Annotated in this window: 31 protein-coding genes; 30 read left to right on the forward strand and 1 reads right to left on the reverse strand. The window is 65.7% G+C overall.

Going from position 1 to position 19,199, the window contains the following annotated elements:
- Position 1: 1 nt before the first annotated feature.
- The 30 genes from tuf to H0E82_RS12640 all read left to right on the forward strand — a co-directional run bounded on the left by tuf (position 2) and on the right by H0E82_RS12640 (position 18,248).
- The gene (tuf, locus tag H0E82_RS12495; RefSeq protein WP_180543526.1) at positions 2-1,192 is read left to right on the forward strand and encodes an elongation factor Tu; all 1,191 of its coding nucleotides are present in this window, start codon (positions 2-4) and stop codon (positions 1,190-1,192) included.
- A gap of 534 nt (positions 1,193-1,726) precedes the next feature.
- Complete coding sequence (rpsJ, locus tag H0E82_RS12500; protein ID WP_047137645.1) at positions 1,727-2,038, forward strand: 30S ribosomal protein S10; 312 nt, start codon at positions 1,727-1,729, stop codon at positions 2,036-2,038.
- Positions 2,039-2,049: 11 nt separating this feature from the next.
- Entirely contained in the window at positions 2,050-2,703 is a 654-nt protein-coding gene (rplC, locus tag H0E82_RS12505) for a 50S ribosomal protein L3 (RefSeq protein ID WP_180545798.1), read from the forward strand.
- Between the two features lie 11 nt (positions 2,704-2,714).
- Positions 2,715-3,320 carry a 50S ribosomal protein L4 gene (rplD, locus tag H0E82_RS12510; protein ID WP_180545799.1) on the forward strand — a complete coding sequence of 202 codons (606 nt, stop codon included), beginning with the start codon at positions 2,715-2,717 and terminating at the stop codon, positions 3,318-3,320.
- Entirely contained in the window at positions 3,317-3,616 is a 300-nt protein-coding gene (rplW, locus tag H0E82_RS12515) for a 50S ribosomal protein L23 (RefSeq protein ID WP_180545800.1), read from the forward strand. Before rplD ends, rplW begins: the two co-directional genes overlap by 4 nt.
- 10 nt (positions 3,617-3,626) lie before the next feature.
- The gene (rplB, locus tag H0E82_RS12520) at positions 3,627-4,454 is read left to right on the forward strand and encodes a 50S ribosomal protein L2 (protein ID WP_180545801.1); all 828 of its coding nucleotides are present in this window, start codon (positions 3,627-3,629) and stop codon (positions 4,452-4,454) included.
- A 6-nt stretch (positions 4,455-4,460) separates the two neighbouring features.
- Positions 4,461-4,733, forward strand: coding sequence for a 30S ribosomal protein S19 (rpsS, locus tag H0E82_RS12525; protein ID WP_180545802.1), 273 nt, complete (start codon positions 4,461-4,463; stop codon positions 4,731-4,733).
- A 10-nt stretch (positions 4,734-4,743) separates the two neighbouring features.
- Positions 4,744-5,136 (forward strand): 50S ribosomal protein L22, encoded by a 393-nt coding sequence (gene rplV / locus H0E82_RS12530; protein ID WP_180545803.1) that lies wholly within the window; start codon positions 4,744-4,746, stop codon positions 5,134-5,136.
- A 1-nt stretch (position 5,137) separates the two neighbouring features.
- The gene (gene rpsC / locus H0E82_RS12535) at positions 5,138-5,875 is read left to right on the forward strand and encodes a 30S ribosomal protein S3 (protein ID WP_180545804.1); all 738 of its coding nucleotides are present in this window, start codon (positions 5,138-5,140) and stop codon (positions 5,873-5,875) included.
- Positions 5,876-5,877: 2 nt separating this feature from the next.
- Entirely contained in the window at positions 5,878-6,291 is a 414-nt protein-coding gene (rplP, locus tag H0E82_RS12540) for a 50S ribosomal protein L16 (RefSeq protein WP_180545805.1), read from the forward strand.
- On the forward strand, positions 6,291-6,479 hold the full coding sequence (rpmC, locus tag H0E82_RS12545) for a 50S ribosomal protein L29 (RefSeq protein ID WP_096008891.1): 189 nt from the start codon (positions 6,291-6,293) through the stop codon (positions 6,477-6,479). The genes rplP and rpmC overlap by 1 nt, the downstream gene beginning before the upstream one ends.
- A gap of 9 nt (positions 6,480-6,488) precedes the next feature.
- A complete protein-coding gene (gene rpsQ / locus H0E82_RS12550) occupies positions 6,489-6,749 on the forward strand; it encodes a 30S ribosomal protein S17 (RefSeq protein WP_180545806.1) in 261 nt (86 codons plus the stop codon).
- A gap of 15 nt (positions 6,750-6,764) precedes the next feature.
- Complete coding sequence (rplN, locus tag H0E82_RS12555) at positions 6,765-7,133, forward strand: 50S ribosomal protein L14 (protein WP_150928980.1); 369 nt, start codon at positions 6,765-6,767, stop codon at positions 7,131-7,133.
- Positions 7,134-7,147: 14 nt separating this feature from the next.
- Complete coding sequence (gene rplX / locus H0E82_RS12560) at positions 7,148-7,465, forward strand: 50S ribosomal protein L24 (RefSeq protein WP_180545807.1); 318 nt, start codon at positions 7,148-7,150, stop codon at positions 7,463-7,465.
- Positions 7,466-7,476: 11 nt separating this feature from the next.
- Positions 7,477-8,019 carry a 50S ribosomal protein L5 gene (rplE, locus tag H0E82_RS12565; RefSeq protein WP_180545808.1) on the forward strand — a complete coding sequence of 181 codons (543 nt, stop codon included), beginning with the start codon at positions 7,477-7,479 and terminating at the stop codon, positions 8,017-8,019.
- Positions 8,020-8,127: 108 nt separating this feature from the next.
- Positions 8,128-8,433 (forward strand): 30S ribosomal protein S14, encoded by a 306-nt coding sequence (gene rpsN / locus H0E82_RS12570; protein WP_180545809.1) that lies wholly within the window; start codon positions 8,128-8,130, stop codon positions 8,431-8,433.
- Positions 8,434-8,576: 143 nt separating this feature from the next.
- Positions 8,577-8,972 carry a 30S ribosomal protein S8 gene (gene rpsH / locus H0E82_RS12575; RefSeq protein ID WP_180545810.1) on the forward strand — a complete coding sequence of 132 codons (396 nt, stop codon included), beginning with the start codon at positions 8,577-8,579 and terminating at the stop codon, positions 8,970-8,972.
- 15 nt (positions 8,973-8,987) lie between these two features.
- A complete protein-coding gene (gene rplF / locus H0E82_RS12580; protein ID WP_180545811.1) occupies positions 8,988-9,515 on the forward strand; it encodes a 50S ribosomal protein L6 in 528 nt (175 codons plus the stop codon).
- 100 nt (positions 9,516-9,615) lie between these two features.
- Positions 9,616-9,972, forward strand: coding sequence for a 50S ribosomal protein L18 (gene rplR / locus H0E82_RS12585; RefSeq protein WP_180545812.1), 357 nt, complete (start codon positions 9,616-9,618; stop codon positions 9,970-9,972).
- A 167-nt stretch (positions 9,973-10,139) separates the two neighbouring features.
- A complete protein-coding gene (rpsE, locus tag H0E82_RS12590) occupies positions 10,140-10,679 on the forward strand; it encodes a 30S ribosomal protein S5 (RefSeq protein WP_180545813.1) in 540 nt (179 codons plus the stop codon).
- On the forward strand, positions 10,672-10,869 hold the full coding sequence (gene rpmD, locus H0E82_RS12595; RefSeq protein WP_180545814.1) for a 50S ribosomal protein L30: 198 nt from the start codon (positions 10,672-10,674) through the stop codon (positions 10,867-10,869). Before rpsE ends, rpmD begins: the two co-directional genes overlap by 8 nt.
- A gap of 5 nt (positions 10,870-10,874) precedes the next feature.
- Positions 10,875-11,309 carry a 50S ribosomal protein L15 gene (gene rplO, locus H0E82_RS12600; protein WP_219338542.1) on the forward strand — a complete coding sequence of 145 codons (435 nt, stop codon included), beginning with the start codon at positions 10,875-10,877 and terminating at the stop codon, positions 11,307-11,309.
- 5 nt (positions 11,310-11,314) lie between these two features.
- A complete protein-coding gene (gene secY / locus H0E82_RS12605; RefSeq protein ID WP_180545815.1) occupies positions 11,315-12,670 on the forward strand; it encodes a preprotein translocase subunit SecY in 1,356 nt (451 codons plus the stop codon).
- A 375-nt stretch (positions 12,671-13,045) separates the two neighbouring features.
- Complete coding sequence (gene rpsM / locus H0E82_RS12610) at positions 13,046-13,402, forward strand: 30S ribosomal protein S13 (protein WP_180545816.1); 357 nt, start codon at positions 13,046-13,048, stop codon at positions 13,400-13,402.
- A gap of 12 nt (positions 13,403-13,414) precedes the next feature.
- Positions 13,415-13,807 carry a 30S ribosomal protein S11 gene (gene rpsK / locus H0E82_RS12615; RefSeq protein ID WP_096208142.1) on the forward strand — a complete coding sequence of 131 codons (393 nt, stop codon included), beginning with the start codon at positions 13,415-13,417 and terminating at the stop codon, positions 13,805-13,807.
- Between the two features lie 15 nt (positions 13,808-13,822).
- Complete coding sequence (gene rpsD, locus H0E82_RS12620) at positions 13,823-14,458, forward strand: 30S ribosomal protein S4 (RefSeq protein ID WP_180545817.1); 636 nt, start codon at positions 13,823-13,825, stop codon at positions 14,456-14,458.
- A gap of 56 nt (positions 14,459-14,514) precedes the next feature.
- Positions 14,515-15,513, forward strand: coding sequence for a DNA-directed RNA polymerase subunit alpha (locus H0E82_RS12625; RefSeq protein WP_180545818.1), 999 nt, complete (start codon positions 14,515-14,517; stop codon positions 15,511-15,513).
- A 265-nt stretch (positions 15,514-15,778) separates the two neighbouring features.
- Entirely contained in the window at positions 15,779-16,159 is a 381-nt protein-coding gene (gene rplQ / locus H0E82_RS12630) for a 50S ribosomal protein L17 (RefSeq protein ID WP_096208139.1), read from the forward strand.
- Between the two features lie 129 nt (positions 16,160-16,288).
- A complete protein-coding gene (locus H0E82_RS12635; protein WP_180545819.1) occupies positions 16,289-16,789 on the forward strand; it encodes a disulfide bond formation protein B in 501 nt (166 codons plus the stop codon).
- 70 nt (positions 16,790-16,859) lie between these two features.
- Positions 16,860-18,248, forward strand: a complete 1,389-nt coding sequence (locus H0E82_RS12640; RefSeq protein WP_180545820.1) for a class II 3-deoxy-7-phosphoheptulonate synthase — start codon at positions 16,860-16,862, stop codon at positions 18,246-18,248.
- A gap of 472 nt (positions 18,249-18,720) precedes the next feature.
- On the opposite strand, the gene H0E82_RS12645 is transcribed toward H0E82_RS12640, so the two are convergent.
- Positions 18,721-19,185, reverse strand: a complete 465-nt coding sequence (locus H0E82_RS12645; protein WP_180545821.1) for a DUF2127 domain-containing protein — start codon at positions 19,183-19,185, stop codon at positions 18,721-18,723.
- Between the last annotated feature and the right edge of the window lie 14 nt (positions 19,186-19,199).

Consider the following 19,199-nt stretch of genomic DNA (forward strand, 5'->3'; position numbering starts at 1 on the left):
CATGGCAAAGGGTAAGTTCGAGCGCACCAAGCCCCACGTGAACGTGGGCACGATTGGTCACGTGGACCACGGCAAGACGACGCTGACGGCGGCGCTGACGAAGATCGGTGCGGAGCGTTTCGGCGGCGAATTCAAGGCCTATGACGCGATCGACGCGGCGCCGGAAGAGAAGGCGCGCGGCATCACGATCTCGACCGCGCACGTGGAATACGAGTCCGAGAAGCGCCACTACGCGCACGTCGACTGCCCGGGCCACGCCGACTACGTCAAGAACATGATCACCGGTGCGGCGCAGATGGACGGCGCGATCCTGGTGTGTTCGGCCGCGGACGGCCCGATGCCGCAGACCCGCGAGCACATCCTGCTCTCGCGCCAGGTCGGCGTGCCGTACATCGTCGTGTTCCTGAACAAGGCCGACATGGTCGACGACGCCGAGCTGCTCGAGCTGGTCGAGATGGAAGTGCGCGAGCTGCTGTCGAAGTACGAGTTCCCGGGCGACGACACCCCGATCATCCACGGCTCGGCCCGCCTGGCGCTGGAAGGCGACCAGAGCGAGATCGGCGTGCCGGCGATCCTGAAGCTGGTCGACGCGCTCGACACCTGGATCCCGGAGCCGGAGCGTGACGTCGACAAGGCGTTCCTGATGCCGGTCGAGGACGTGTTCTCGATCTCGGGCCGCGGCACCGTGGTGACCGGCCGCATCGAGCGCGGCGTGATCAAGGTGGGCGAGGAAATCGAGATCGTCGGTATCCGCGCGACCCAGAAGACCACGGTCACGGGCGTCGAGATGTTCCGCAAGCTGCTCGACCAGGGCCAGGCGGGCGACAACGCCGGTCTGCTGCTGCGCGGCACCAAGCGTGACGACGTCGAGCGCGGCCAGGTGCTGTGCAAGCCGGGTTCGATCAAGCCGCACACCGATTTCGAAGCCGAAGTCTACGTGCTGTCGAAGGACGAGGGCGGCCGTCACACCCCGTTCTTCAAGGGCTACCGTCCGCAGTTCTACTTCCGCACCACCGACATCACCGGTGCGGTCGAGCTGCCGGAAGGCACCGAGATGGTGATGCCGGGCGACAACGTGAAGATGGTGGTCACGCTGATCAACCCGGTGGCGATGGACGAAGGCCTGCGCTTCGCGATCCGCGAAGGCGGCCGCACCGTCGGCGCCGGCGTGGTGGCCAAGATCATCAAGTAAGGGCCCGGCGCGAGCGCGCCCGGCGCGCTCGCCCGCTGGTAGCCGTTCTCCGGAAGAGGGTCCAGCGCCTGTCGGCCGGTGAAGCGGGCCAATGATGGGCGGAGTGTTGGATTCTCCCGCGTGGCGGGGAAAACGCCGGAACAGCGGACCGCGTTGCGGTCCGTCCGGTCCTCGGGGTGAGGGGCTTGCGCCTCCTTCGTCGACCCGCTATGATGCAAGACCCTCGCGGACAGGCCATCACCGATGTCCGCGAAATTGCGAAATGAGGTGCAGGATGCCCTCGTCTTCGCCAGACACGGAAATGTCGCGAGGCTGTGCTCCACCCGTTCCGGAACTGTCCGGAGCATGAAGGGATGGAGCGGATCACCGCGTCTGAATTTCTGATGTCTGGGCGGACCGGGAAGCCGGTCTGCCTTTTGTTTTACAGGGAACGGCCCCGGGGCGCGGGTGAATGCCTCGGACAGCTACGAATCAATGGGGTTCTGCGCACCCAGCCGCAGACCCGTCGCTCTTTTAACGAAGGATATTTCCGTCATGACGGACCAAAAAATCCGGATCCGCCTCAAGGCGTTCGATCATCGCCTGATCGACCGTTCGGCCAGCGAGATCGTCGAAACGGCCAAGCGGACCGGTGCGCAGGTGCGCGGCCCGATCCCGCTGCCGACCAAGATCGAGCGTTACACCATCCTGACGTCACCGCACGTCGACAAGGATGCGCGTGACCAGTACGAGACCCGCACGCACAAGCGTGTGCTGGATATCGTCGACCCGAACGACAAGACCGTGGATGCGCTGATGAAGCTCGAGCTCGCAGCCGGCGTCGACGTCCAGATCAAGCTGACCTAAAGGACCGCACCATGACCGCGAAGATCCATTCGTTGGGCATCGTCGGCCGCAAGGCCGGCATGAGCCGCGTGTTCACCGAAGACGGCAAGTCCGTGCCGGTGACGTTGATCGAGGCCACCCCGAACCGCATCACCCAGATCAAGACCGTGGACACCGACGGCTACAGTGCCGTGCAGGTGACCGCGGGCGTCAAGCGCGCATCGCTGCTCAACAAGCCGCAGACCGGTCACCTCGCCAAGGCGAAGGTCGAAGCCGGACGCGGTCTGTGGGAGCTGCGCGTCGCCGACGACAAGATCACCGACTTCAGCATCGGCGGCGAGATCAAGGCCGACATCTTCGAAGTGGGCCAGATCGTCGACGTCCAGGGCGTCACCAAGGGCAAGGGCTTCCAGGGCACGATCAAGCGCTGGAACTTCAAGATGGGCGACGCCACCCACGGCAACTCGCTGTCGCACCGCCAGCCGGGTTCGCTCGGCCAGCGCCAGACGCCGGGTCGCGTGTTCCCGGGCAAGAAGATGTCCGGCCACATGGGTGCCGAGAACCAGACCACCCAGCGCCTGCAGATCGTCCAGGTCGACGCCGAGCGCGGCCTGATCGCCGTCAAGGGCGCCGTGCCGGGCGCGCCGGGCGGTGACGTGATCGTGCGTCCGTCGAGCAAGGCATAAGGAGTAGCACGATGGAACTCGCAATCAACAACAGCAGCGCGAAGCTCTCGGTCTCCGACGAGGTCTTCGGCCGCGATTTCAGTGAAAACCTGGTCCACCAGGTCGTCGTTGCCTATCGCAACGCCGGTCGCGCCGGTACCAAGGCGCAGAAGACCCGCGCGGAAGTCAACGGCACGACCAAGAAGTCGAAGAAGCAGAAGGGCGGCGGTGCGCGTCACGGCGCGCTGACGGCGCCGATCTTCGTCGGCGGCGGCGTGACGTTCGCGGCCAAGCCGCGCAGCTTCGAGCAGAAGGTCAACCGCAAGATGTACCGCGCGGCGATGTCGGCGATCCTGTCCGAACTCAACCGCCAGGGCCGTCTGCTGGTCGTCGAGTCGTTCGACCTGTCCGAGACCAAGACCAGCGGCATGGTCGCCAAGCTCAAGGAATTCGATCTGGGCAAGCGCCCGCTGATCGTGACCGAAGAGGCGTCCGAGCACCTGTACCTGTCGGCACGCAACCTGCCGTACGTCGAGATCCGCGACGTGCAGGGCCTGGATCCGGTCGCGCTGGTCGGCGCCGATACCGTGCTGATCACCACCGATGCGGTGAAGAAGATCGAGGAGTGGCTGGCATGAACGACGCCAAGCTCTATGAAGTGATCCGTGCGCCGCGCGTGTCCGAAAAGACCGCGCGCCTGCAGGAAGTGTCCAACCAGTACGCGTTCGAAGTGTCGACGGTCGCGACCAAGGCCGACATCAAGGCCGCGGTCGAGAAGCTGTTCGGCGTGACGGTCGAGGCAGTCAACGTGTTGAACGTGAAGGGCAAGAGCAAGTCCTTCCGTCAGCGCCAGGGCAGCCGTGGCGACTGGCGCAAGGCGTACGTCAAGCTGGCCGACGGCCAGTCGATCGACGTCATGAACGCGAAGGTCTGAGGAAGCCCCGATGCCATTGATGAAATTCAAGCCCACGTCTGCCGGCCGCCGTTCCGCGGTCCGCGTCGTGCACCCGCACCTGCATAAGGGCGCGCCGCACGCTGCGCTGGTCGAGAAGAAGACCAACACCGGTGGTCGCAACCACCATGGCCGCATCACCACGCGCCATATCGGTGGCGGCCACAAGCAGCACTACCGCATCGTCGACTTCAAGCGCGACAAGGAAGGCATTCCGGCGCGCGTGGAGCGGATCGAATACGATCCCAACCGCACCGCGCACATCGCGCTGCTGTGCTATGTCGACGGCGAGCGCCGCTACATCATCGCGCCGAAGGGCCTCAAGCCCGGCGACCAGGTGATCTCCGGTTCGGACGCGCCGATCAAGACCGGCAACACCCTTCCGCTGCGCAACATCCCGGTCGGCTCGACCATCCACTGCATCGAGATGAAGCCGGGCAAGGGTGCGCAGATCGCGCGTGCTGCCGGGGCCGGCGTGCAGCTGGTCTCGCGCGAAGGCGTCTACGCCACCGTCCGTCTGCGTTCGGGCGAAGTGCGTCGCGTGCCGTCCGAGTGCCGCGCCACCATCGGCGAGGTCAGCAACGACGAGCACAGCCTCGAGAAGCTGGGCAAAGCCGGTGCCAAGCGCTGGCGCGGCGTCAAGCCGACCGTGCGCGGCGCGGCCATGAACCCGGTCGACCATCCGCACGGCGGTGGTGAGGCCAAGGCCGGCCAGGGCAACCCGCACCCGGTCACCCCGTGGGGTGTCCCGACCAAGGGCTACAAGACCCGCCATAACAAGCGGACGCAGCAGTTCATCGTGCGCGATCGCAGGAGCTGATAGACCATGGCACGTTCACTCAAGAAGGGTCCGTTCGTCGACCACCACCTCGTCAAGAAGGTGGAAGCCGCGGGCACCAACACCAAGAAGCCGATCAAGACCTGGTCGCGTCGTTCGATGGTCCTGCCGGAGATGGTCGGTTTCACCATCGCCATCCACAACGGCAAGAACCACGTTCCGGTGCTGGTCAACGAGAACATGGTGGGCCACAAGCTCGGCGAATTCGCGCTGACCCGGACCTTCAAGGGTCATGGCGGCGACAAGAAGTCGGGCAGGTAAGGAGCGCACAATGGACAAGGCAACGAAAGCCCGCCTCGAAGAGCAGAAGCGCGCTCGCACCGAGGTCAACAAGCGCACCGCGATTCTGCGGACCGCGCGCATCTCCCCGCAGAAGGCTCGCCTGGTCGCCGACCAGGTCCGCGGTCTGCCGGTGGAGCGCGCCGTCGGCCTGCTGTCGTTCTCGGACAAGAAGGCCGCTCACATGATCAAGAAGGTCGTGGAGTCCGCCATCGCCAACGCCGAGAACAATGCCGGCGCGGATGTCGACGAACTCAAGATCGCCAGCATCACGGTCGACGAAGGTCCGACGCTGAAGCGTTTCATGGCGCGTGCGAAGGGACGCGGTACCCGCATCCTCAAGCGCACCAGCCACATCACCGTCGTCGTGGGAGAGGGCAAGTAATATGGGTCACAAAGTTCATCCCACCGGCATCCGCCTTGGTATCTCCAAGGACTGGAACTCCAAGTGGTACGCCGGCAAGAAGGAATACGCCGAGTACCTCGCCGCCGACCTGAAGGTGCGCGTGATGCTGCGCAAGCGTCTCGCCCAGGCCGGCATCAGCAAGATCCTGATCGAGCGTCCGGCCAAGACCGCGCGCGTGACGATCCACACCGCCCGTCCGGGCGTGGTGATCGGCAAGCGTGGTGAGGACATCGAGAAGCTGCGCAAGGACGTCAGCGCGATGATGGGCGTTCCGGCGCACATCAACGTGACCGAGGTCCGCAAGCCCGAGCTCGACGCGCAGCTGGTGGCCGAGTCGATCGCGCAGCAGCTCGAGCGCCGCATCATGTTCCGTCGCGCGATGAAGCGCGCCGTGGGCAATGCGATGCGCCTGGGCGCGCTGGGCATCAAGGTCAACGTCGCCGGCCGCCTCAACGGCGCCGAGATCGCGCGTTCGGAGTGGTACCGCGAAGGTCGCGTGCCGCTGCACACGCTGCGCGCCGACGTCGACTACGGCTTCGCCGAGGCCAAGACGACCTACGGGATCATCGGCATCAAGACCTGGATCTACAAGGGTGAAATCTTCGATTTCAGCCAGGTGGGCCAGGAGAAGCAGGACGACACGCCGCGCAGCGACCGTGGTGATCGCGGTGACCGCGACCGTCGTGGTCCGCGTCGTGAGCGCGAGGCGAGGGACTAATCATGTTGCAACCCAAGCGAACCAAATACCGCAAGATGCACAAGGGCCGGAATGAAGGCCTGGCGTGGAGCGGCAATGCCGTCAGCTTCGGCGAGTTCGGCCTGAAGGCCACCGCGACCGGTCAGCTGACCGCGCGCCAGATCGAAGCCGGTCGCCGCACCATCAGCCGTCACGTCAAGCGCGGCGGCAAGATGTGGATCCGCGTGTTCCCGGACAAGCCGATCACCAAGAAGCCGATCGAAGTCCGAATGGGCTCGGGCAAGGGCGGCGTGGAGTACTGGGTCGCGCAGATCCAGCCCGGCCGCATGATCTTCGAGATCGAGGGCGTCGAGGAGTCGGTGGCACGCGAAGCGTTCCGCCTGGCGGCCGCGAAGCTGTCGGTCACCACCCAATTCGTGACCCGGACGGTGCGCTGATGGCTACGACCAAGGAACTCCGCGAGAAGTCGGCCGAGGATTTGCAATCGCACCTCCTCGAGCTGCACAAGGAGCGTTTCTCGCTCCGCATGCAGAAGGCCACCGGCCAGCTGACCAAGACGCATGAAGCCCGTCGGGTGCGCCGCGAGATCGCGCGCGTGAACACCCTGATCGGTCAGAAGAAGTAAGGACCCGCCATGAATACTGAGAAGAAGCAGCGCACGGTGCAGGGCCGGGTGGTCAGCAACAAGATGGACAAGACCGTCACGGTGCTGGTCGAGCGTCAGGTCAAGCACGCGTTGTACGGCAAGTACATCAAGCGTTCGACCAAGCTCCACGCGCACGATGCCGACAACGCCTGCCAGGAAGGTGATCTGGTGAAGGTGGTCGAGATCGCGCCGATGTCCAAGACCAAGAACTGGCGCGTGGCGGAAATCGTCGCGCGCGCCGCCGAATAACGAGGAGGGCATACCATGATCCAGATGCAGAGCCACCTCGATGTGGCGGACAACAGCGGTGCCAAGGAAGTGATGTGCATCAAGGTGCTCGGTGGCTCCAAGCGCCGTTACGCCGCGATCGGCGACATCATCAAGGTGTCGATCAAGGAAGCGATTCCGCGTGGCAAGGTCAAGAAGGGCGAGGTCTATGACGCCGTCGTGGTGCGCACCCGCAAGGGTGTCCGCCGTCCCGACGGTTCGCTGATCCGCTTCGACGGCAATGCCGCCGTGTTGCTCAACAACAAGCAGGAGCCGATCGGCACCCGCATCTTCGGGCCCGTGACCCGTGAACTGCGTTCCGAGAAGTTCATGAAGATCGTCTCGCTCGCGCCCGAAGTGCTCTGAGCGGAGGACACAACATGGCCAATCGAATCAAGAAGGGTGATCACGTCGTCGTGATCGCCGGCAAGGACAAGGGCAAGCGCGGCGACGTGGTGCGCGTCATCGGCGACAAGGTCGTCGTGGCGAACATCAACCTCGTCAAGCGCCACACCAAGCCCAACCCGCAGGCGGGTCAGGCAGGCGGCGTGATCGAGCGCGAAGCGCCGATCCACGCTTCGAACGTGATGCCGTTCAACCCTGCCACCGGCAAGGGCGAGCGCATCGGAACCAAGAAGCTCGAGGATGGACGCACGCTGCGCGTGTTCCGCTCGAGCGGTGAGGCGCTCGACGCCTGAGGAATGCAGAAATGACTACCCGTCTGGAACAGTTCTACCGTGATGAAGTGGTGCCGAAGCTGATGAAGCAGTTCGGTTACGACAACGTCATGCAGGTCCCGCGCCTGACCAAGATCACGCTCAACATGGGCGTGGGCGAGGCGGCCGCGAACAAGAAGGTGCTCGAGAACGCCACGGCGGACATGGCCAGGATCAGCGGCCAGAAGCCGCTGGTGACCAAGTCGCGCGTGTCGGTGGCCTCGTTCAAGATCCGCGACGGCTGGCCGATCGGCTGCAAGGTCACCCTGCGTCGCAACGGCATGTACGAGTTCTTCGATCGCCTGATCAACGTCTCGCTGCCGCGCGTCCGCGACTTCCGCGGCGTCTCGGCCCGTTCGTTCGACGGTCGCGGCAACTTCAACATGGGCGTGAAGGAACAGATCATCTTCCCGGAAATCGACTTCGACCAGGTCGACGCGATCCGCGGCATGGATATCGCCATCACCACGACCGCGCGCACCAACGAAGAAGCCAAGGCGTTGCTGGAAGCGTTCCGCTTCCCGTTCCGCAACTGACCAGTGTCGATTTGTGATGCGTGATTGGTGATCCGCGCGCGGCCACGAGCCGGCGCGGACCGCTCTCCCGATCACGAATCACGATTCACGACCTACGAGGATTTACACATGGCAAAGACGTCCATGATCAACCGCGAGGCCAAGCGCGCGAAGCTGGCCAAGCAGCACGCCGAGAAGCGCGCGACGCTGAAGAAGATCATCAGCAGCGATGCGTCCAGCTACGAAGAGAAGGCCGAGGCCGTGGTCAAGCTGCAGAAGCTTCCGCGCGATTCGTCGCCGGCCCGCCAGGTGAACCGGTGCGCGATGACCGGCCGCCCGCGCGGTGTGTACAGCAAGTTCGGCCTCGGCCGCAACAAGCTGCGCGAAGCGACCATGCGCGGCGACGTGCCGGGCCTGCGCAAGGCCAGCTGGTAAGACCGGCGGGCGGATGCGGGTCTGGCGCTCCGGCGCCGGACCTGTACAATACCGCCCCTCGCGCTGTACCTCCGTCCGCACGGGCGGGACACAACTAGAAATTCGCGAAAGCGGATATCGGTGCACTCAGAAGGTAAGCATTTATGAGCATGACTGATCCCATCGCCGACATGCTGGTCCGCATTCGCAATGCGGCCGCTGTGGGCAAGCAGACGGTGAAAATGCCGTCGTCCAAGATCAAGGTCGCGATCGCCAACGTCCTCAAGGACGAAGGTTACATCGGCGACCTGCGCGTGACCGAGAATGGCGCCAAGGCCGAACTCGAGCTCGTGCTGAAGTACTACGAAGGCCGTCCGGTGATCGAGCGCCTGCAGCGCTTCTCGCGCTCGGGCCTGCGCCAGTACCGCGGCAAGGACGCGCTGCCGAAGGTCCTCAATGGCCTGGGCATCGCCATCATCTCCACGTCGAAGGGCATCATGACCGACGCGCAGGCGCGCCAGCAGGGCGTCGGCGGTGAAGTCCTGTGCTTCGTGGCCTAAGGGAGTAAGCGCACAATGTCCCGAGTCGCCAAGAAGCCGATCGCTCTCCCGAAGGGCGTCGAACTCAACATCCAGCCCGAGCTGGTCAGCGTGAAGGGCCCGAAGGGGACCCTGACGCTCGCCAAGCCGTCGGCCATCGAAGTCACCGTCGACGGCGACACCGCCGTACTGTCGGCCAACGACCCGTCGCAGATCGCCCTCACCGGCACGCTGCGCGCGATCGTCGCCAACATGATCCACGGCGTGTCGCAGGGCTTCGAGCGCAAGCTCGAGCTCGTGGGCGTCGGCTACCGTGCCGCCTTGCAGGGCAAGGACCTGAACCTCTCGCTGGGGTTCTCGCATCCGGTCGTGTTCCAGGCGCCGGAGGGCATCACGATCACCACCCCGACCCAGACCGAGGTCGTGGTCGCCGGCGCCGACAAGCAGCTGGTGGGCCAGGTCGCGGCGAAGATCCGCGGCTTCCGTCCGCCGGAGCCGTACAAGGGCAAGGGCGTGAAGTACTCCGACGAAACCATCATTCGCAAGGAAGCCAAGAAGGCCTAAGCGTACGCGGGTCGTTCCGCAGGTCGCCGGTCCGCCAGGGCCGTGCGATCCGCCGCGGAGATACCGGTACTCTCCTTCAGCTTTCACGAGGTCATTGACAATGAGCATCAAGAACACCGCCCGCCTGCGCCGCGCCAAGTCGACCCGCTCGCACATCCGAGTGCTCGGCGTGCCGCGCCTGTCGGTGCTGCGCACCGGCCAGCACATCTACGCGCAGCTGTTCAACGCGGACGGCTCCAAGGTGCTGGCTGCGGCCAACACCACCCAGGCCGACGTCAAGACCGGCCTGAAGAACGGCAAGAACGCCGACGCGGCCACGGCCGTCGGCCGCGCGATCGCCGAGAAGGCCAAGGCTGCGGGCATCGAGAAGGTCGCGTTCGACCGTTCGGGCTACCGCTATCACGGCCGTATCAAGGCGCTCGCCGACGCCGCCCGCGAGGGTGGCCTGCAGTTCTGATCCAGACGTCGTCGATGCGTGGGCCCGTGCCCCGCGTCGCCTGACCCGCCGGCACGGGACGTGCCGGACGCCCGCGGCCTTGTGTGCCGCGCCCGCGTTCCACCGATCCACATCCCAACTCCAAGCGGCACGAGCCGTACATCTCTCATCTCCTACAGGCATCCACGATGGCAAACGAAAGGGAAAACCGCGGGCGCGACCGCAATCGCGACCGCGAGGAACTCGATGACGGCATGATCGAGAAGCTGATCACGGTCAACCGGGTCAGCAAGACCGTCAAGGGCGGTCGCCAGTTCACGTTCACCGCGCTGACGGTCGTCGGCGACGGCAACGGCAAGGTCGGTTTCGGCTACGGCAAGGCACGCGAAGTGCCGGTCGCCATCCAGAAGTCGATGGAGCAGGCCCGCAAGAACCAGAAGGCCGTCGATCTCAACGGCAGCACGCTGTGGCACACGGTCAAGTCGCGCCACGGTGCGGCGAGCGTGTTCATGCAGCCGGCGTCCGAAGGTACCGGCGTGATCGCTGGTGGCGCGATGCGCGCCGTCCTCGAAGCCGTCGGCGTCAAGGACGTGCTGGCCAAGGCAGTGGGTTCGCGCAATCCGATCAACCTCGTGCGCGCCACGATCCGCGGCCTGAGCGAGATGCATTCGCCGGCGCAGATCGCGGCCAAGCGCGGCAAGAAGGTGGAGGATCTGATCCATGGCTAAGAACGAAGCCGCCAGCGGCACCGTCAAGGTGCGCCTGGTCAAGGGTCTGCGCGGGTCGCAGGCCAAGCACCGCCTGTCGGTGAAGGCCCTGGGCCTGAACAAGCTCAACGACGTGCGCGAACTGAAGGACAGCCCCCAGGTCCGTGGCCTGATCAACAAGGTCCATTACCTGGTCCGGGTCGAGGAGTAATCCAGATGAAGCTCAATACACTCAAGCCTGCACAGGGCGCCCGCACCGAGCGCACGCGCGTCGGTCGCGGTATCGGTTCGGGACTCGGCAAGACGGCCGGCCGCGGCCACAAGGGTTCGTTCGCGCGCGCCGGCAAGGGCAAGATCAAGGCCGGCTTCGAAGGCGGCCAGATGCCGCTGCGCAAGCGTCTGCCGAAGGTCGGTTTCCGCTCCAAGCTCAAGCTCGACACCGCCGAAGTGATGCTCTACCAGCTCGACAAGCTCGATGGCGACATCGACTTCGCCGCGCTGCGTGCCGCCAAGCTGGTGCCCAGCACCGCCAAGCGGGCGAAGATCGTCAAGAAGGGCGAGATCAGCAAGAAGCTCGTGCTCAAGGGCGTGCTGGCGACGGCCGGTGCCCGTGAGGCGATCGAAGCTGCCGGCGGCAAGGTCGAGGAGTAAGACGGATGTCGCGAAGCGGCAGCGCAATGGGTGGGGTCGGCGCCGGGCTCGGTAAGTTCACCGAGCTGCGCCAGCGTCTGCTGTTCGTGGTCGGCGCGCTGATCGTCTACCGCATCGGGTGTTTCATCCCGGTGCCTGGCGTGAACCCCGAGGCCATGCTGCAGCTGATGGAGCAGCAGGAAGGCACCATCGTGGACATGTTCAACATGTTCTCCGGTGGTGCGCTGTCCCGGTTCAGCCTGTTCGCGTTGAACGTGATCCCGTACATCTCCGCCTCGATCGTGATGCAGCTGCTGGTGCAGGTGGTTCCGAGCCTGAAGGCCATCCAGAAGGAAGGCGAATCGGGCCGGCGCCGGATCACCCAGTGGTCGCGCATCGGCGCGATTCCGCTGGCGATCTTCCAGTCGGCAGGCATCGCGGTGGCGCTGCAGAGCTCGGGCGCCAACAACGGCATCCCGGTGGTCTATTCGCCCGGCGTGGGCTTCGTGTTCACCGCGATCGTCGCGCTGACGGCCGGTACGATGTTCCTGGTCTGGCTCGGCGAGCAGGTGACCGAGCGCGGCATCGGCAACGGCGTCTCGCTGATCATCTTCGCCGGCATCGTGGCGGGTCTTCCGGGTGCCGTACTGGGCACGTTCGACTCGCTGCGCAATGGCGACATGAGCCCGATCGCGGCGATCCTGCTGCTGATCGTGGTGCTGGCGGCGGTGTTCTTCGTGGTGTTCGTCGAGCGTGGCCAACGCCGGATCACGGTGAACTACGCACGGCGCCAGGGTGGCCGCAACGCCTACATGAACCAGAGTTCGTTCCTGCCGTTGAAGCTCAACATGGCGGGTGTGATTCCGGCCATCTTCGCGTCCTCGATCATCATGTTTCCGGCCACGGTGTCCACGTGGTTCGGCGAAGCGGGGTCGGCGACGTGGCTGCAGCGCCTGGCCCAGGCGATGTCCCCGGGCGAGCCGCTGTACGTGCTGCTGTTCGGTGGCCTGATCGCCGGCTTCGCGTTCTTCTATACCGCGCTGGTGTTCAACAGCCAGGAAACGGCGGACAACCTGAAGAAGTCGGGTGCGCTGATCCCGGGTATCCGGCCGGGCAAGGCGACCGCGGATTACATCGATGGCGTGCTGACGCGTTTGACGGCGGTCGGCGCGGCCTACCTGGTGCTGGTCTGCCTGTTGCCGGAATTCATGCGCGCCGAGTTCGGTACCTCGTTCTACTTCGGTGGCACGTCGCTGCTGATCGTCGTGGTCGTCGTCATGGACTTCATCGCGCAGATCCAGTCCCACCTGATGTCGCACCAGTACGAAAGCCTGCTGAAGAAGGCGAACCTCAAGGGTTCGCGGCGCGGGCTGGGGCGCTGAGCCCCGATGGCCGCCGGCTCGCCGGCGGCCCAGGTCACCGCGGGACCGGCAGTGCCGGCTTCCGCATCCGCCGCCCGGCCGGGCGGCACGAGTCCGGACCTACGCGCCGGACTCCAGATGGGCGACTCGCGCGGCGGTCTCGGGCGCGGGTGGTACCGGGTTATCCGCGCGCCAGAGTAGCGCGCGGGGCAGGGCAGGGGCTCGTCCCCGACTGCCGCCCCGATACCGTCGCCGGAGCATGGGCACACTCCCCATGCCGGGTCCAGGGCGCTCGCGCGCCGCGGACTTCCTGAAAACCCGAGGCTCTGCTATCATTTCTTGTTCCCTTTTGCCGGGATTGAACCCCTGGCATCAAACCAGTTGGAGAATCCGCGCATGGCGCGTATTGCAGGCGTGAACCTGCCTGCCCAGAAGCATGTCTGGGTCGGGCTTCAGAGCATCTACGGCATCGGCCGTACCCGGTCGAAGAAGGTCTGCATCGCTGCAGGCGTCGAGACCACCACCAAGATCCGCGATCTGTCGGAGCCCGAGGTCGAGCGCCTGCGCGCCGAAGTCGGCAAGTACGTGGTCGAGGGCGACCTCCGTCGCGAGGTCGGTATGGCGATCAAGCGCCTGATGGACCTGTCGTGCTATCGCGGCCTGCGCCATCGCCGTGGTCTCCCGCTGCGCGGCCAGCGCACCCGGACCAATGCCCGTACCCGCAAGGGTCCGCGCAAGGCCATCAAGAAGTAAGGATCCAGACACATGGCCAAGCCGTCCGCAACCAAGACCAAGAAGAAGATCAAGCGCGTCGTCACCGACGGTATCGCGCACGTCCACGCTTCTTTCAACAACACGATCATCACGATCACCGACCGCCAGGGCAACGCGCTCTCGTGGGCGACCTCGGGAGGCGCGGGCTTCCGTGGCTCGCGCAAGTCGACCCCGTTTGCCGCCCAGGTGGCCGCCGAGAAGGCCGGCAAGGCCGCCCTCGACTACGGTGTGAAGTCGCTCGAAGTGCGCATCAAGGGCCCCGGCCCGGGACGCGAGTCGGCCGTGCGTTCGTTGAACAACGTGGGCTACAAGATCATCAACATCATCGACGTGACGCCAATCCCGCACAACGGGTGCCGTCCGCCGAAGAAGCGTCGCGTCTAAAGGAGCGATAAAGAAATGGCTCGTTATATCGGTCCTACCTGTAAGCTCGCGCGCCGCGAAGGCGCCGACCTGTCCCTCAAGAGCCCGACCCGCGCGCTCGACTCGAAGTGCAAGCTCGAGCAGAAGCCCGGCCAGCACGGTGCCGGCACCGGCGCGCGTCGCAGCAAGCTCTCGGACTACGCCACCCAGCTGCGCGAGAAGCAGAAGGTCAAGCGCATCTACGGCCTGCTGGAGCGTCAGTTCCGCAACTACTACAAGAAGGCGTCCACCAAGAAGGGCAACACGGGTGAGAACCTGCTGCAGCTCCTCGAGACGCGCCTCGACAACGTCGTGTACCGCATGGGCTTCGCGGTGACCCGCCCGGCCGCGCGCCAGCTGGTGTCGCACCGTGGCGTCACGGTGAACGGCCAGTCGGTGAACCTGCCGTCCTACCAGGTCAAGGCGGGCGACGCGATCGCGCTGTCGGAGAAGGCCCAGAAGCAGCTTCGCGTGCAGGAAGCCTTGAACGTGTCTTCGACGATGGACCTGTCGCCGTCTTGGGTCGAGGTCGACTCGAAGGCGTTCAGCGGTGTGTTCAAGGCGGTGCCGGATCGCGGCGACCTGCCGGCGGACATCAATGAAGCGCTGATCGTCGAGCTGTACTCGAAGTAATTCATTCAGGCCTCGCCGCGCCCCCCGGCGCGGCGGTCCCCAGGAGATACACATACATGACGGCTACCGCCAATCAGGTCCTGCGCCCGCGCGGCCCGCAGATCGAACGCCTCGCCGGCAATCGCGCGAAGGTCGTGATCGAGCCGCTGGAGCGGGGATACGGGCACACGCTGGGCAATGCCCTGCGCCGCGTGCTGCTGTCGTCGATTCCGGGCTTCGCGATCACCGAAGTCGAGATCGACGGCGTGCTGCACGAGTACAGCACCATCGAAGGTCTGCAGGAAGACGTGCTCGAAGTCCTGCTCAACCTCAAGGACGTCGCGATCCGCATGGGCACCGGCGAGGCATCGACGCTGTCGCTGTCGAAGTCGGGCCCGGGCGTCGTGACGGCCGCCGACATCAAGACCGACCACAACGTCGAGATCCTCAACGGCGATCACATCATCTGTCATCTGACCAAGGACGCGTCGATCAACATGCGTCTCAAGATCGAGCGTGGCTTCGGTTACCAGCCGGCCGCAGCGCGTCGTCGGCCGGACGAGGAGACCCGTGCGATCGGCCGTCTGATGCTCGATGCCTCGTTCTCGCCGGTCCGTCGCGTGGCCTATGAGGTCGAAGCCGCCCGCGTCGAGCAGCGCACCGATCTCGACAAGCTGGTCCTGGACATCGAGACCAACGGCACGATCGATGCCGAGGAAGCCGTGCGGACTGCCGCCGACATCCTCACCGACCAGCTGTCGGTGTTCGGCGACTTCACGCACCGCGACCGCGGCGCCGCGAAGCCGCAGACGCCGGGCGTCGACCCGATCCTGCTGCGTCCGATCGACGATCTCGAGCTGACGGTGCGTTCGGCGAACTGCCTCAAGGCCGAGAGCATCTACTACATCGGCGATCTGATCCAGAAGACCGAAGTCGAGCTGCTCAAGACCCCGAACCTCGGCAAGAAGTCGCTGACCGAGATCAAGGAAGTCCTGGCGCAGCGCGGTCTGGCCCTCGGCATGAAGCTCGAGAGCTGGCCGCCGACCGGTGTTGCCGCGCACGGCATGCTGGGGTAATAAGCCCGCGTGCAGCCGATGCCGTCAGCATCGGCTGCAGATCAAAAAGGCCCGGCGTGTCGCGTCGGGCCAGGGTGCGGAGTGGCGCGAGCCGCGGCGCCCATCCGTTCGAACGATGTATGCAGGATCGCGCCGACGGGCAGAAGCCCGCGGCGTTGCCGGTGAAGGACGACCGGTTCCGGACCATCCGCAGTCCAAGCGATAACGCCAAGATGGCGACAAGGCATCACACAGACCCACCATTCCAGACTGAAGGATCCATCCCATGCGCCACCAGAAAGCCGGTCGCAAGTTCAACCGCACCAGCGCCCATCGCGAAGCGATGTTCCGCAACATGGCTGCGTCGCTGATCAAGAGCGAACTCATCAAGACCACCCTGCCGAAGGCCAAGGAACTGCGCCGTGTCGCAGAGCCGCTGATCACCCTGGGCAAGGTCGACAGCGTCGCCAACCGTCGTCTCGCCTTCGCGCGCCTGCGTGACAAGGAAGCCGTCGGCACGCTGTTCACCACCGTCGGCCCGCGCTACGCCGCGCGCCCCGGTGGCTACCTGCGCATCCTCAAGTGCGGCTTCCGCGCCGGCGACAACGCGCCGATGGCGTACGTCGAGCTGGTCGATCGGCCGCAGGCGTCGGTCGACGCCGAGTGAGCATCCCGCGGGCCGTCACGCCGCAGGCGTGTCGGCTCCATCGGTGGAACGAAGCCCCGGCCTTGGCCGGGGTTTTTGTTTGGCCCGCCGGGCAGGATAATCGCGGCTTCCCAAGTGTCCGGCCTGTCCATGAATCCTATCCGCGGCTCGTTCCGTTCGCTCATGCTCACAGGCGCCATCGCCTGTTTCGCGCTGATCGGCTTCGCGATCTATTCGCAGCTGCAGTGGGGGCTCGAACCGTGTCCGCTGTGCATCTTCCAGCGCATCGCGTTCGCCGCGCTCGGACTGGTGCTGCTGGTCGCTGGCCTGCATGCGCCCCGGCGTCGCGGTGGGCGCACTGCGTACGGGCTGCTGGGGTTCGCGGCGGCCGCGGTGGGCATCGGAATCGCCGGCCGACACGTCTGGCTGCAGCTCAATCCACCGGGCTTCGCAGCCTGTGGCGCGCCGTTCTCGTTCATGCGCGAGACCATGGACACGCCCACGCTGATCCAGAAGGTGCTCACCGGCAGCGGCGACTGCGGCACCGTCGACTGGACCTTCCTCGGCCTGTCGATGCCGGCCTGGAGCCTCGTGTGGTTCGTGCTTCTCGCGGGACTCGCGCTGTTCGCAGGCCTGCGTGCCACGCGCTGAACCTGGTTGCAGGCGAAATTGACGCGCCGCACCAACCTGCCATGATGGCCGGCCGTACGAGGATCTCCCGATGTCGCCGTCCAGCGAACGCAACCTGCAAGCCGTGAACCTGCCCGACGACTGGCAGCCGGATGGCTGGCGTCGTCGCACGGCGCGGCAGTTGCCGGTCTACCCGGACGCGGCGGCGCTCGCGGATGTGCAACAGGAACTGCGGGCGCTTCCCCCGCTTGTGACCTCGTGGGAGATCCAGAATCTCAAGCAGCAGCTCGCCGACGCCCAAGAGGGGCGGCGGTTCCTTCTCCAGGGCGGCGACTGCGCGGAAAACTTCGGCGACTGCACGTCGGACATCATCTCCAACCGGCTCAAGGTCCTGCTGCAGATGAGCCTCGTGCTCGTGCACGGGATGCGCCTGCCGGTGGTGAGGGTGGGCCGCTTTGCAGGGCAGTACGCCAAGCCGCGCTCCGCGGACACCGAGACGCGCGATGGGCTGACCCTGCCGTGCTATCGCGGTGACGTGGTCAATGCGCCTGCTTTCACCCTGGAGGCGCGCACGCCGGATCCACGGCGGATGATCAAGGCGCACGCGCGGTCGGCGATGACGATGAACTTCGTGCGCTCGCTGATCGACGGCGGCTTCGCCGATCTGCACCACCCCGAATACTGGGGTCTCGACTGGGTCGGCGAGTCGCCTCTGGCCGAGGAGTACCAGCGCATGGTGTCGGGCCTGGGCGACGCGGTGCGGTTCATGGAAACGCTCGCCGGCACCCAGGTGCACAACCTCAACCGCGTCGATTTCTACACCTCGCATGAGGCGCTTCTGCTGCCCTACGAGGAAGCGCAGACGCGGCAGGTGCCACGGCAGTGGGGCTGGTTCAACCTCAGCACCCATTTTCCGTGGATCGGCGTACGCACTGCCGCGCTCGACGGCGCGCATGTGGAATATTTCCGCGGTATCCGCAACCCCATCGGGGTCAAGGTCGGGCCGACGTCGACGCCCGACGACCTGCTGCGGCTGATCGACGTGCTCAATCCCGACGACGAGCCTGGACGGCTGAGCCTGATCCACCGCATGGGTGCAACGCAGATCGGCGAGCGCCTGCCCGCATTGCTCGATGCGGTGCGTCGTGAGGGCCGGCGTGTACTGTGGATCTGCGATCCGATGCACGGCAACACCGAGTCCACCAGCAACGGCTACAAGACGCGGCGTTTCGACAACATCCGCAGCGAGATCGAGCAGGCGTTCGAGCTGCATGCCGCGGCCGGCACGCGTCTGGGAGGCGTCCATCTCGAGCTCACCGGTGAGGACGTCACCGAATGCATGGGCGGTGCACGCGCACTGACCGAGACCGATCTCGAGCGTGCTTACAAGAGCCAGGTCGATCCGCGGCTCAACTACGAGCAGGCACTCGAGACGGCGATGTTGATCGTGCGCAAGCATGCACAGGGGGCGCGCGCCTAGCCGGCAGGGTGCGCGGTCGCCACGGCGTCGAGCGCAGCGTGGGCTTCGCTCACTGGTATCCGCCGTACACGCCCCGCCTCGCCGCCTCCGGGTTCCGGAAACGTCGGCCGCGGGGCTGCTGCGCGCGTGACATGTCCGATCCGTTTGCGGGCGGCGCTGCACTGGACGCTGTGGCAACGCCGTTCGGCCGCCATTCGCAACCGCCGGGCCGACTTTGGACCCTCATGTCGGCGCCATGCGTTGTCGCTCCGCCGTACATTCGCGAAGCCGGGCGGATGCGCCGAGTATGTCGTCGTGTGTTGCCGTGAGCAGGCCGTTGCCGGTCGATCCGGTCGGGAATCGTTCGGCTTCCCGCACGGGTGCGACCCGGTCCTCATCCAGACTGCCGCGACCGGTCGTGCCGCGCTCGGAGACGGGTGGCTGCGGCGGCGTCGAATGCTCGGACGCACCGGAGGTGCGCCGAGCGGACGAATCAAAAGTTCCGGCGCCGGCGTTGCAGATCGCGCGCGAGCACGAGCACAATCACCAGATTGAGCAGGAACACCCCCCAGGTCAGCCAGTCGGGGTCGTGCCACAGTGCATAGATCTCGAACGGCAGATACGCCGCCGCGCCGAGACAGCCCAGCCACGAGGCCCAGGCCCGATGCCGCCACAGGCCCCAGCCTTCGAGCAGACGCATCGCGGCATAGAGCAGCACGACCCCGATCGCGATGTGCAGCGTCTGAGGGGTGATGCGGTCGAGCAGCGACGTGCTGCCGCGCTCGGTGGCCACGCCCATTGCAGCGAGCAGGCGCTGGAGCGTGTGCTGCAGCGTATCGGGGCCGACCGCGGCGAGCGCCGCGGCGGCCATCGCCGCCAGAATGCCCTTGGCGGCTTCGAACAATGCGATCGCACGCAGGCCCGAAGGTGGCTCGGGCGCTGCTGCGGCGTGGGCCATCGGCTCCATCCGGA

The sequence above is a fragment of the Luteimonas deserti genome (genome assembly GCF_013425765.1).
In the GTDB taxonomy this organism is placed as follows: Bacteria; Pseudomonadota; Gammaproteobacteria; order Xanthomonadales; family Xanthomonadaceae; genus Luteimonas; species Luteimonas deserti.

What these genes read in the sequence shown, in the direction of transcription:
- rplC (WP_180545798.1), top strand. Translation starts at nt 2,050, where the DNA reads ATGACCGCGAAGATCCATTCGTTGGGCATCGTCGGCCGCAAGGCCGGC.
- H0E82_RS12640 (WP_180545820.1), top strand. Translation starts at nt 16,860, where the DNA reads ATGTCGCCGTCCAGCGAACGCAACCTGCAAGCCGTGAACCTGCCCGAC.
- rplF (WP_180545811.1), top strand. Translation starts at nt 8,988, where the DNA reads ATGTCCCGAGTCGCCAAGAAGCCGATCGCTCTCCCGAAGGGCGTCGAA.
- rpmC (WP_096008891.1), top strand. Translation starts at nt 6,291, where the DNA reads ATGGCTACGACCAAGGAACTCCGCGAGAAGTCGGCCGAGGATTTGCAA.
- rplN (WP_150928980.1), top strand. Translation starts at nt 6,765, where the DNA reads ATGATCCAGATGCAGAGCCACCTCGATGTGGCGGACAACAGCGGTGCC.
- H0E82_RS12635 (WP_180545819.1), top strand. Translation starts at nt 16,289, where the DNA reads ATGAATCCTATCCGCGGCTCGTTCCGTTCGCTCATGCTCACAGGCGCC.
- rpsM (WP_180545816.1), top strand. Translation starts at nt 13,046, where the DNA reads ATGGCGCGTATTGCAGGCGTGAACCTGCCTGCCCAGAAGCATGTCTGG.
- rpsS (WP_180545802.1), top strand. Translation starts at nt 4,461, where the DNA reads ATGGCACGTTCACTCAAGAAGGGTCCGTTCGTCGACCACCACCTCGTC.
- rplO (WP_219338542.1), top strand. Translation starts at nt 10,875, where the DNA reads ATGAAGCTCAATACACTCAAGCCTGCACAGGGCGCCCGCACCGAGCGC.
- rpsQ (WP_180545806.1), top strand. Translation starts at nt 6,489, where the DNA reads ATGAATACTGAGAAGAAGCAGCGCACGGTGCAGGGCCGGGTGGTCAGC.
- rpsJ (WP_047137645.1), top strand. Translation starts at nt 1,727, where the DNA reads ATGACGGACCAAAAAATCCGGATCCGCCTCAAGGCGTTCGATCATCGC.
- rplD (WP_180545799.1), top strand. Translation starts at nt 2,715, where the DNA reads ATGGAACTCGCAATCAACAACAGCAGCGCGAAGCTCTCGGTCTCCGAC.
- rpsD (WP_180545817.1), top strand. Translation starts at nt 13,823, where the DNA reads ATGGCTCGTTATATCGGTCCTACCTGTAAGCTCGCGCGCCGCGAAGGC.
- rplP (WP_180545805.1), top strand. Translation starts at nt 5,878, where the DNA reads ATGTTGCAACCCAAGCGAACCAAATACCGCAAGATGCACAAGGGCCGG.
- secY (WP_180545815.1), top strand. Translation starts at nt 11,315, where the DNA reads ATGTCGCGAAGCGGCAGCGCAATGGGTGGGGTCGGCGCCGGGCTCGGT.
- rplB (WP_180545801.1), top strand. Translation starts at nt 3,627, where the DNA reads ATGCCATTGATGAAATTCAAGCCCACGTCTGCCGGCCGCCGTTCCGCG.
- rpmD (WP_180545814.1), top strand. Translation starts at nt 10,672, where the DNA reads ATGGCTAAGAACGAAGCCGCCAGCGGCACCGTCAAGGTGCGCCTGGTC.
- rplE (WP_180545808.1), top strand. Translation starts at nt 7,477, where the DNA reads ATGACTACCCGTCTGGAACAGTTCTACCGTGATGAAGTGGTGCCGAAG.
- rpsE (WP_180545813.1), top strand. Translation starts at nt 10,140, where the DNA reads ATGGCAAACGAAAGGGAAAACCGCGGGCGCGACCGCAATCGCGACCGC.
- rplR (WP_180545812.1), top strand. Translation starts at nt 9,616, where the DNA reads ATGAGCATCAAGAACACCGCCCGCCTGCGCCGCGCCAAGTCGACCCGC.
- rpsC (WP_180545804.1), top strand. Translation starts at nt 5,138, where the DNA reads ATGGGTCACAAAGTTCATCCCACCGGCATCCGCCTTGGTATCTCCAAG.
- rpsK (WP_096208142.1), top strand. Translation starts at nt 13,415, where the DNA reads ATGGCCAAGCCGTCCGCAACCAAGACCAAGAAGAAGATCAAGCGCGTC.
- H0E82_RS12645 (WP_180545821.1), bottom strand. Translation starts at nt 19,185, where the DNA reads ATGGCCCACGCCGCAGCAGCGCCCGAGCCACCTTCGGGCCTGCGTGCG.
- rpsN (WP_180545809.1), top strand. Translation starts at nt 8,128, where the DNA reads ATGGCAAAGACGTCCATGATCAACCGCGAGGCCAAGCGCGCGAAGCTG.
- tuf (WP_180543526.1), top strand. Translation starts at nt 2, where the DNA reads ATGGCAAAGGGTAAGTTCGAGCGCACCAAGCCCCACGTGAACGTGGGC.
- rplQ (WP_096208139.1), top strand. Translation starts at nt 15,779, where the DNA reads ATGCGCCACCAGAAAGCCGGTCGCAAGTTCAACCGCACCAGCGCCCAT.
- rplV (WP_180545803.1), top strand. Translation starts at nt 4,744, where the DNA reads ATGGACAAGGCAACGAAAGCCCGCCTCGAAGAGCAGAAGCGCGCTCGC.
- rplX (WP_180545807.1), top strand. Translation starts at nt 7,148, where the DNA reads ATGGCCAATCGAATCAAGAAGGGTGATCACGTCGTCGTGATCGCCGGC.
- rpsH (WP_180545810.1), top strand. Translation starts at nt 8,577, where the DNA reads ATGAGCATGACTGATCCCATCGCCGACATGCTGGTCCGCATTCGCAAT.
- H0E82_RS12625 (WP_180545818.1), top strand. Translation starts at nt 14,515, where the DNA reads ATGACGGCTACCGCCAATCAGGTCCTGCGCCCGCGCGGCCCGCAGATC.
- rplW (WP_180545800.1), top strand. Translation starts at nt 3,317, where the DNA reads ATGAACGACGCCAAGCTCTATGAAGTGATCCGTGCGCCGCGCGTGTCC.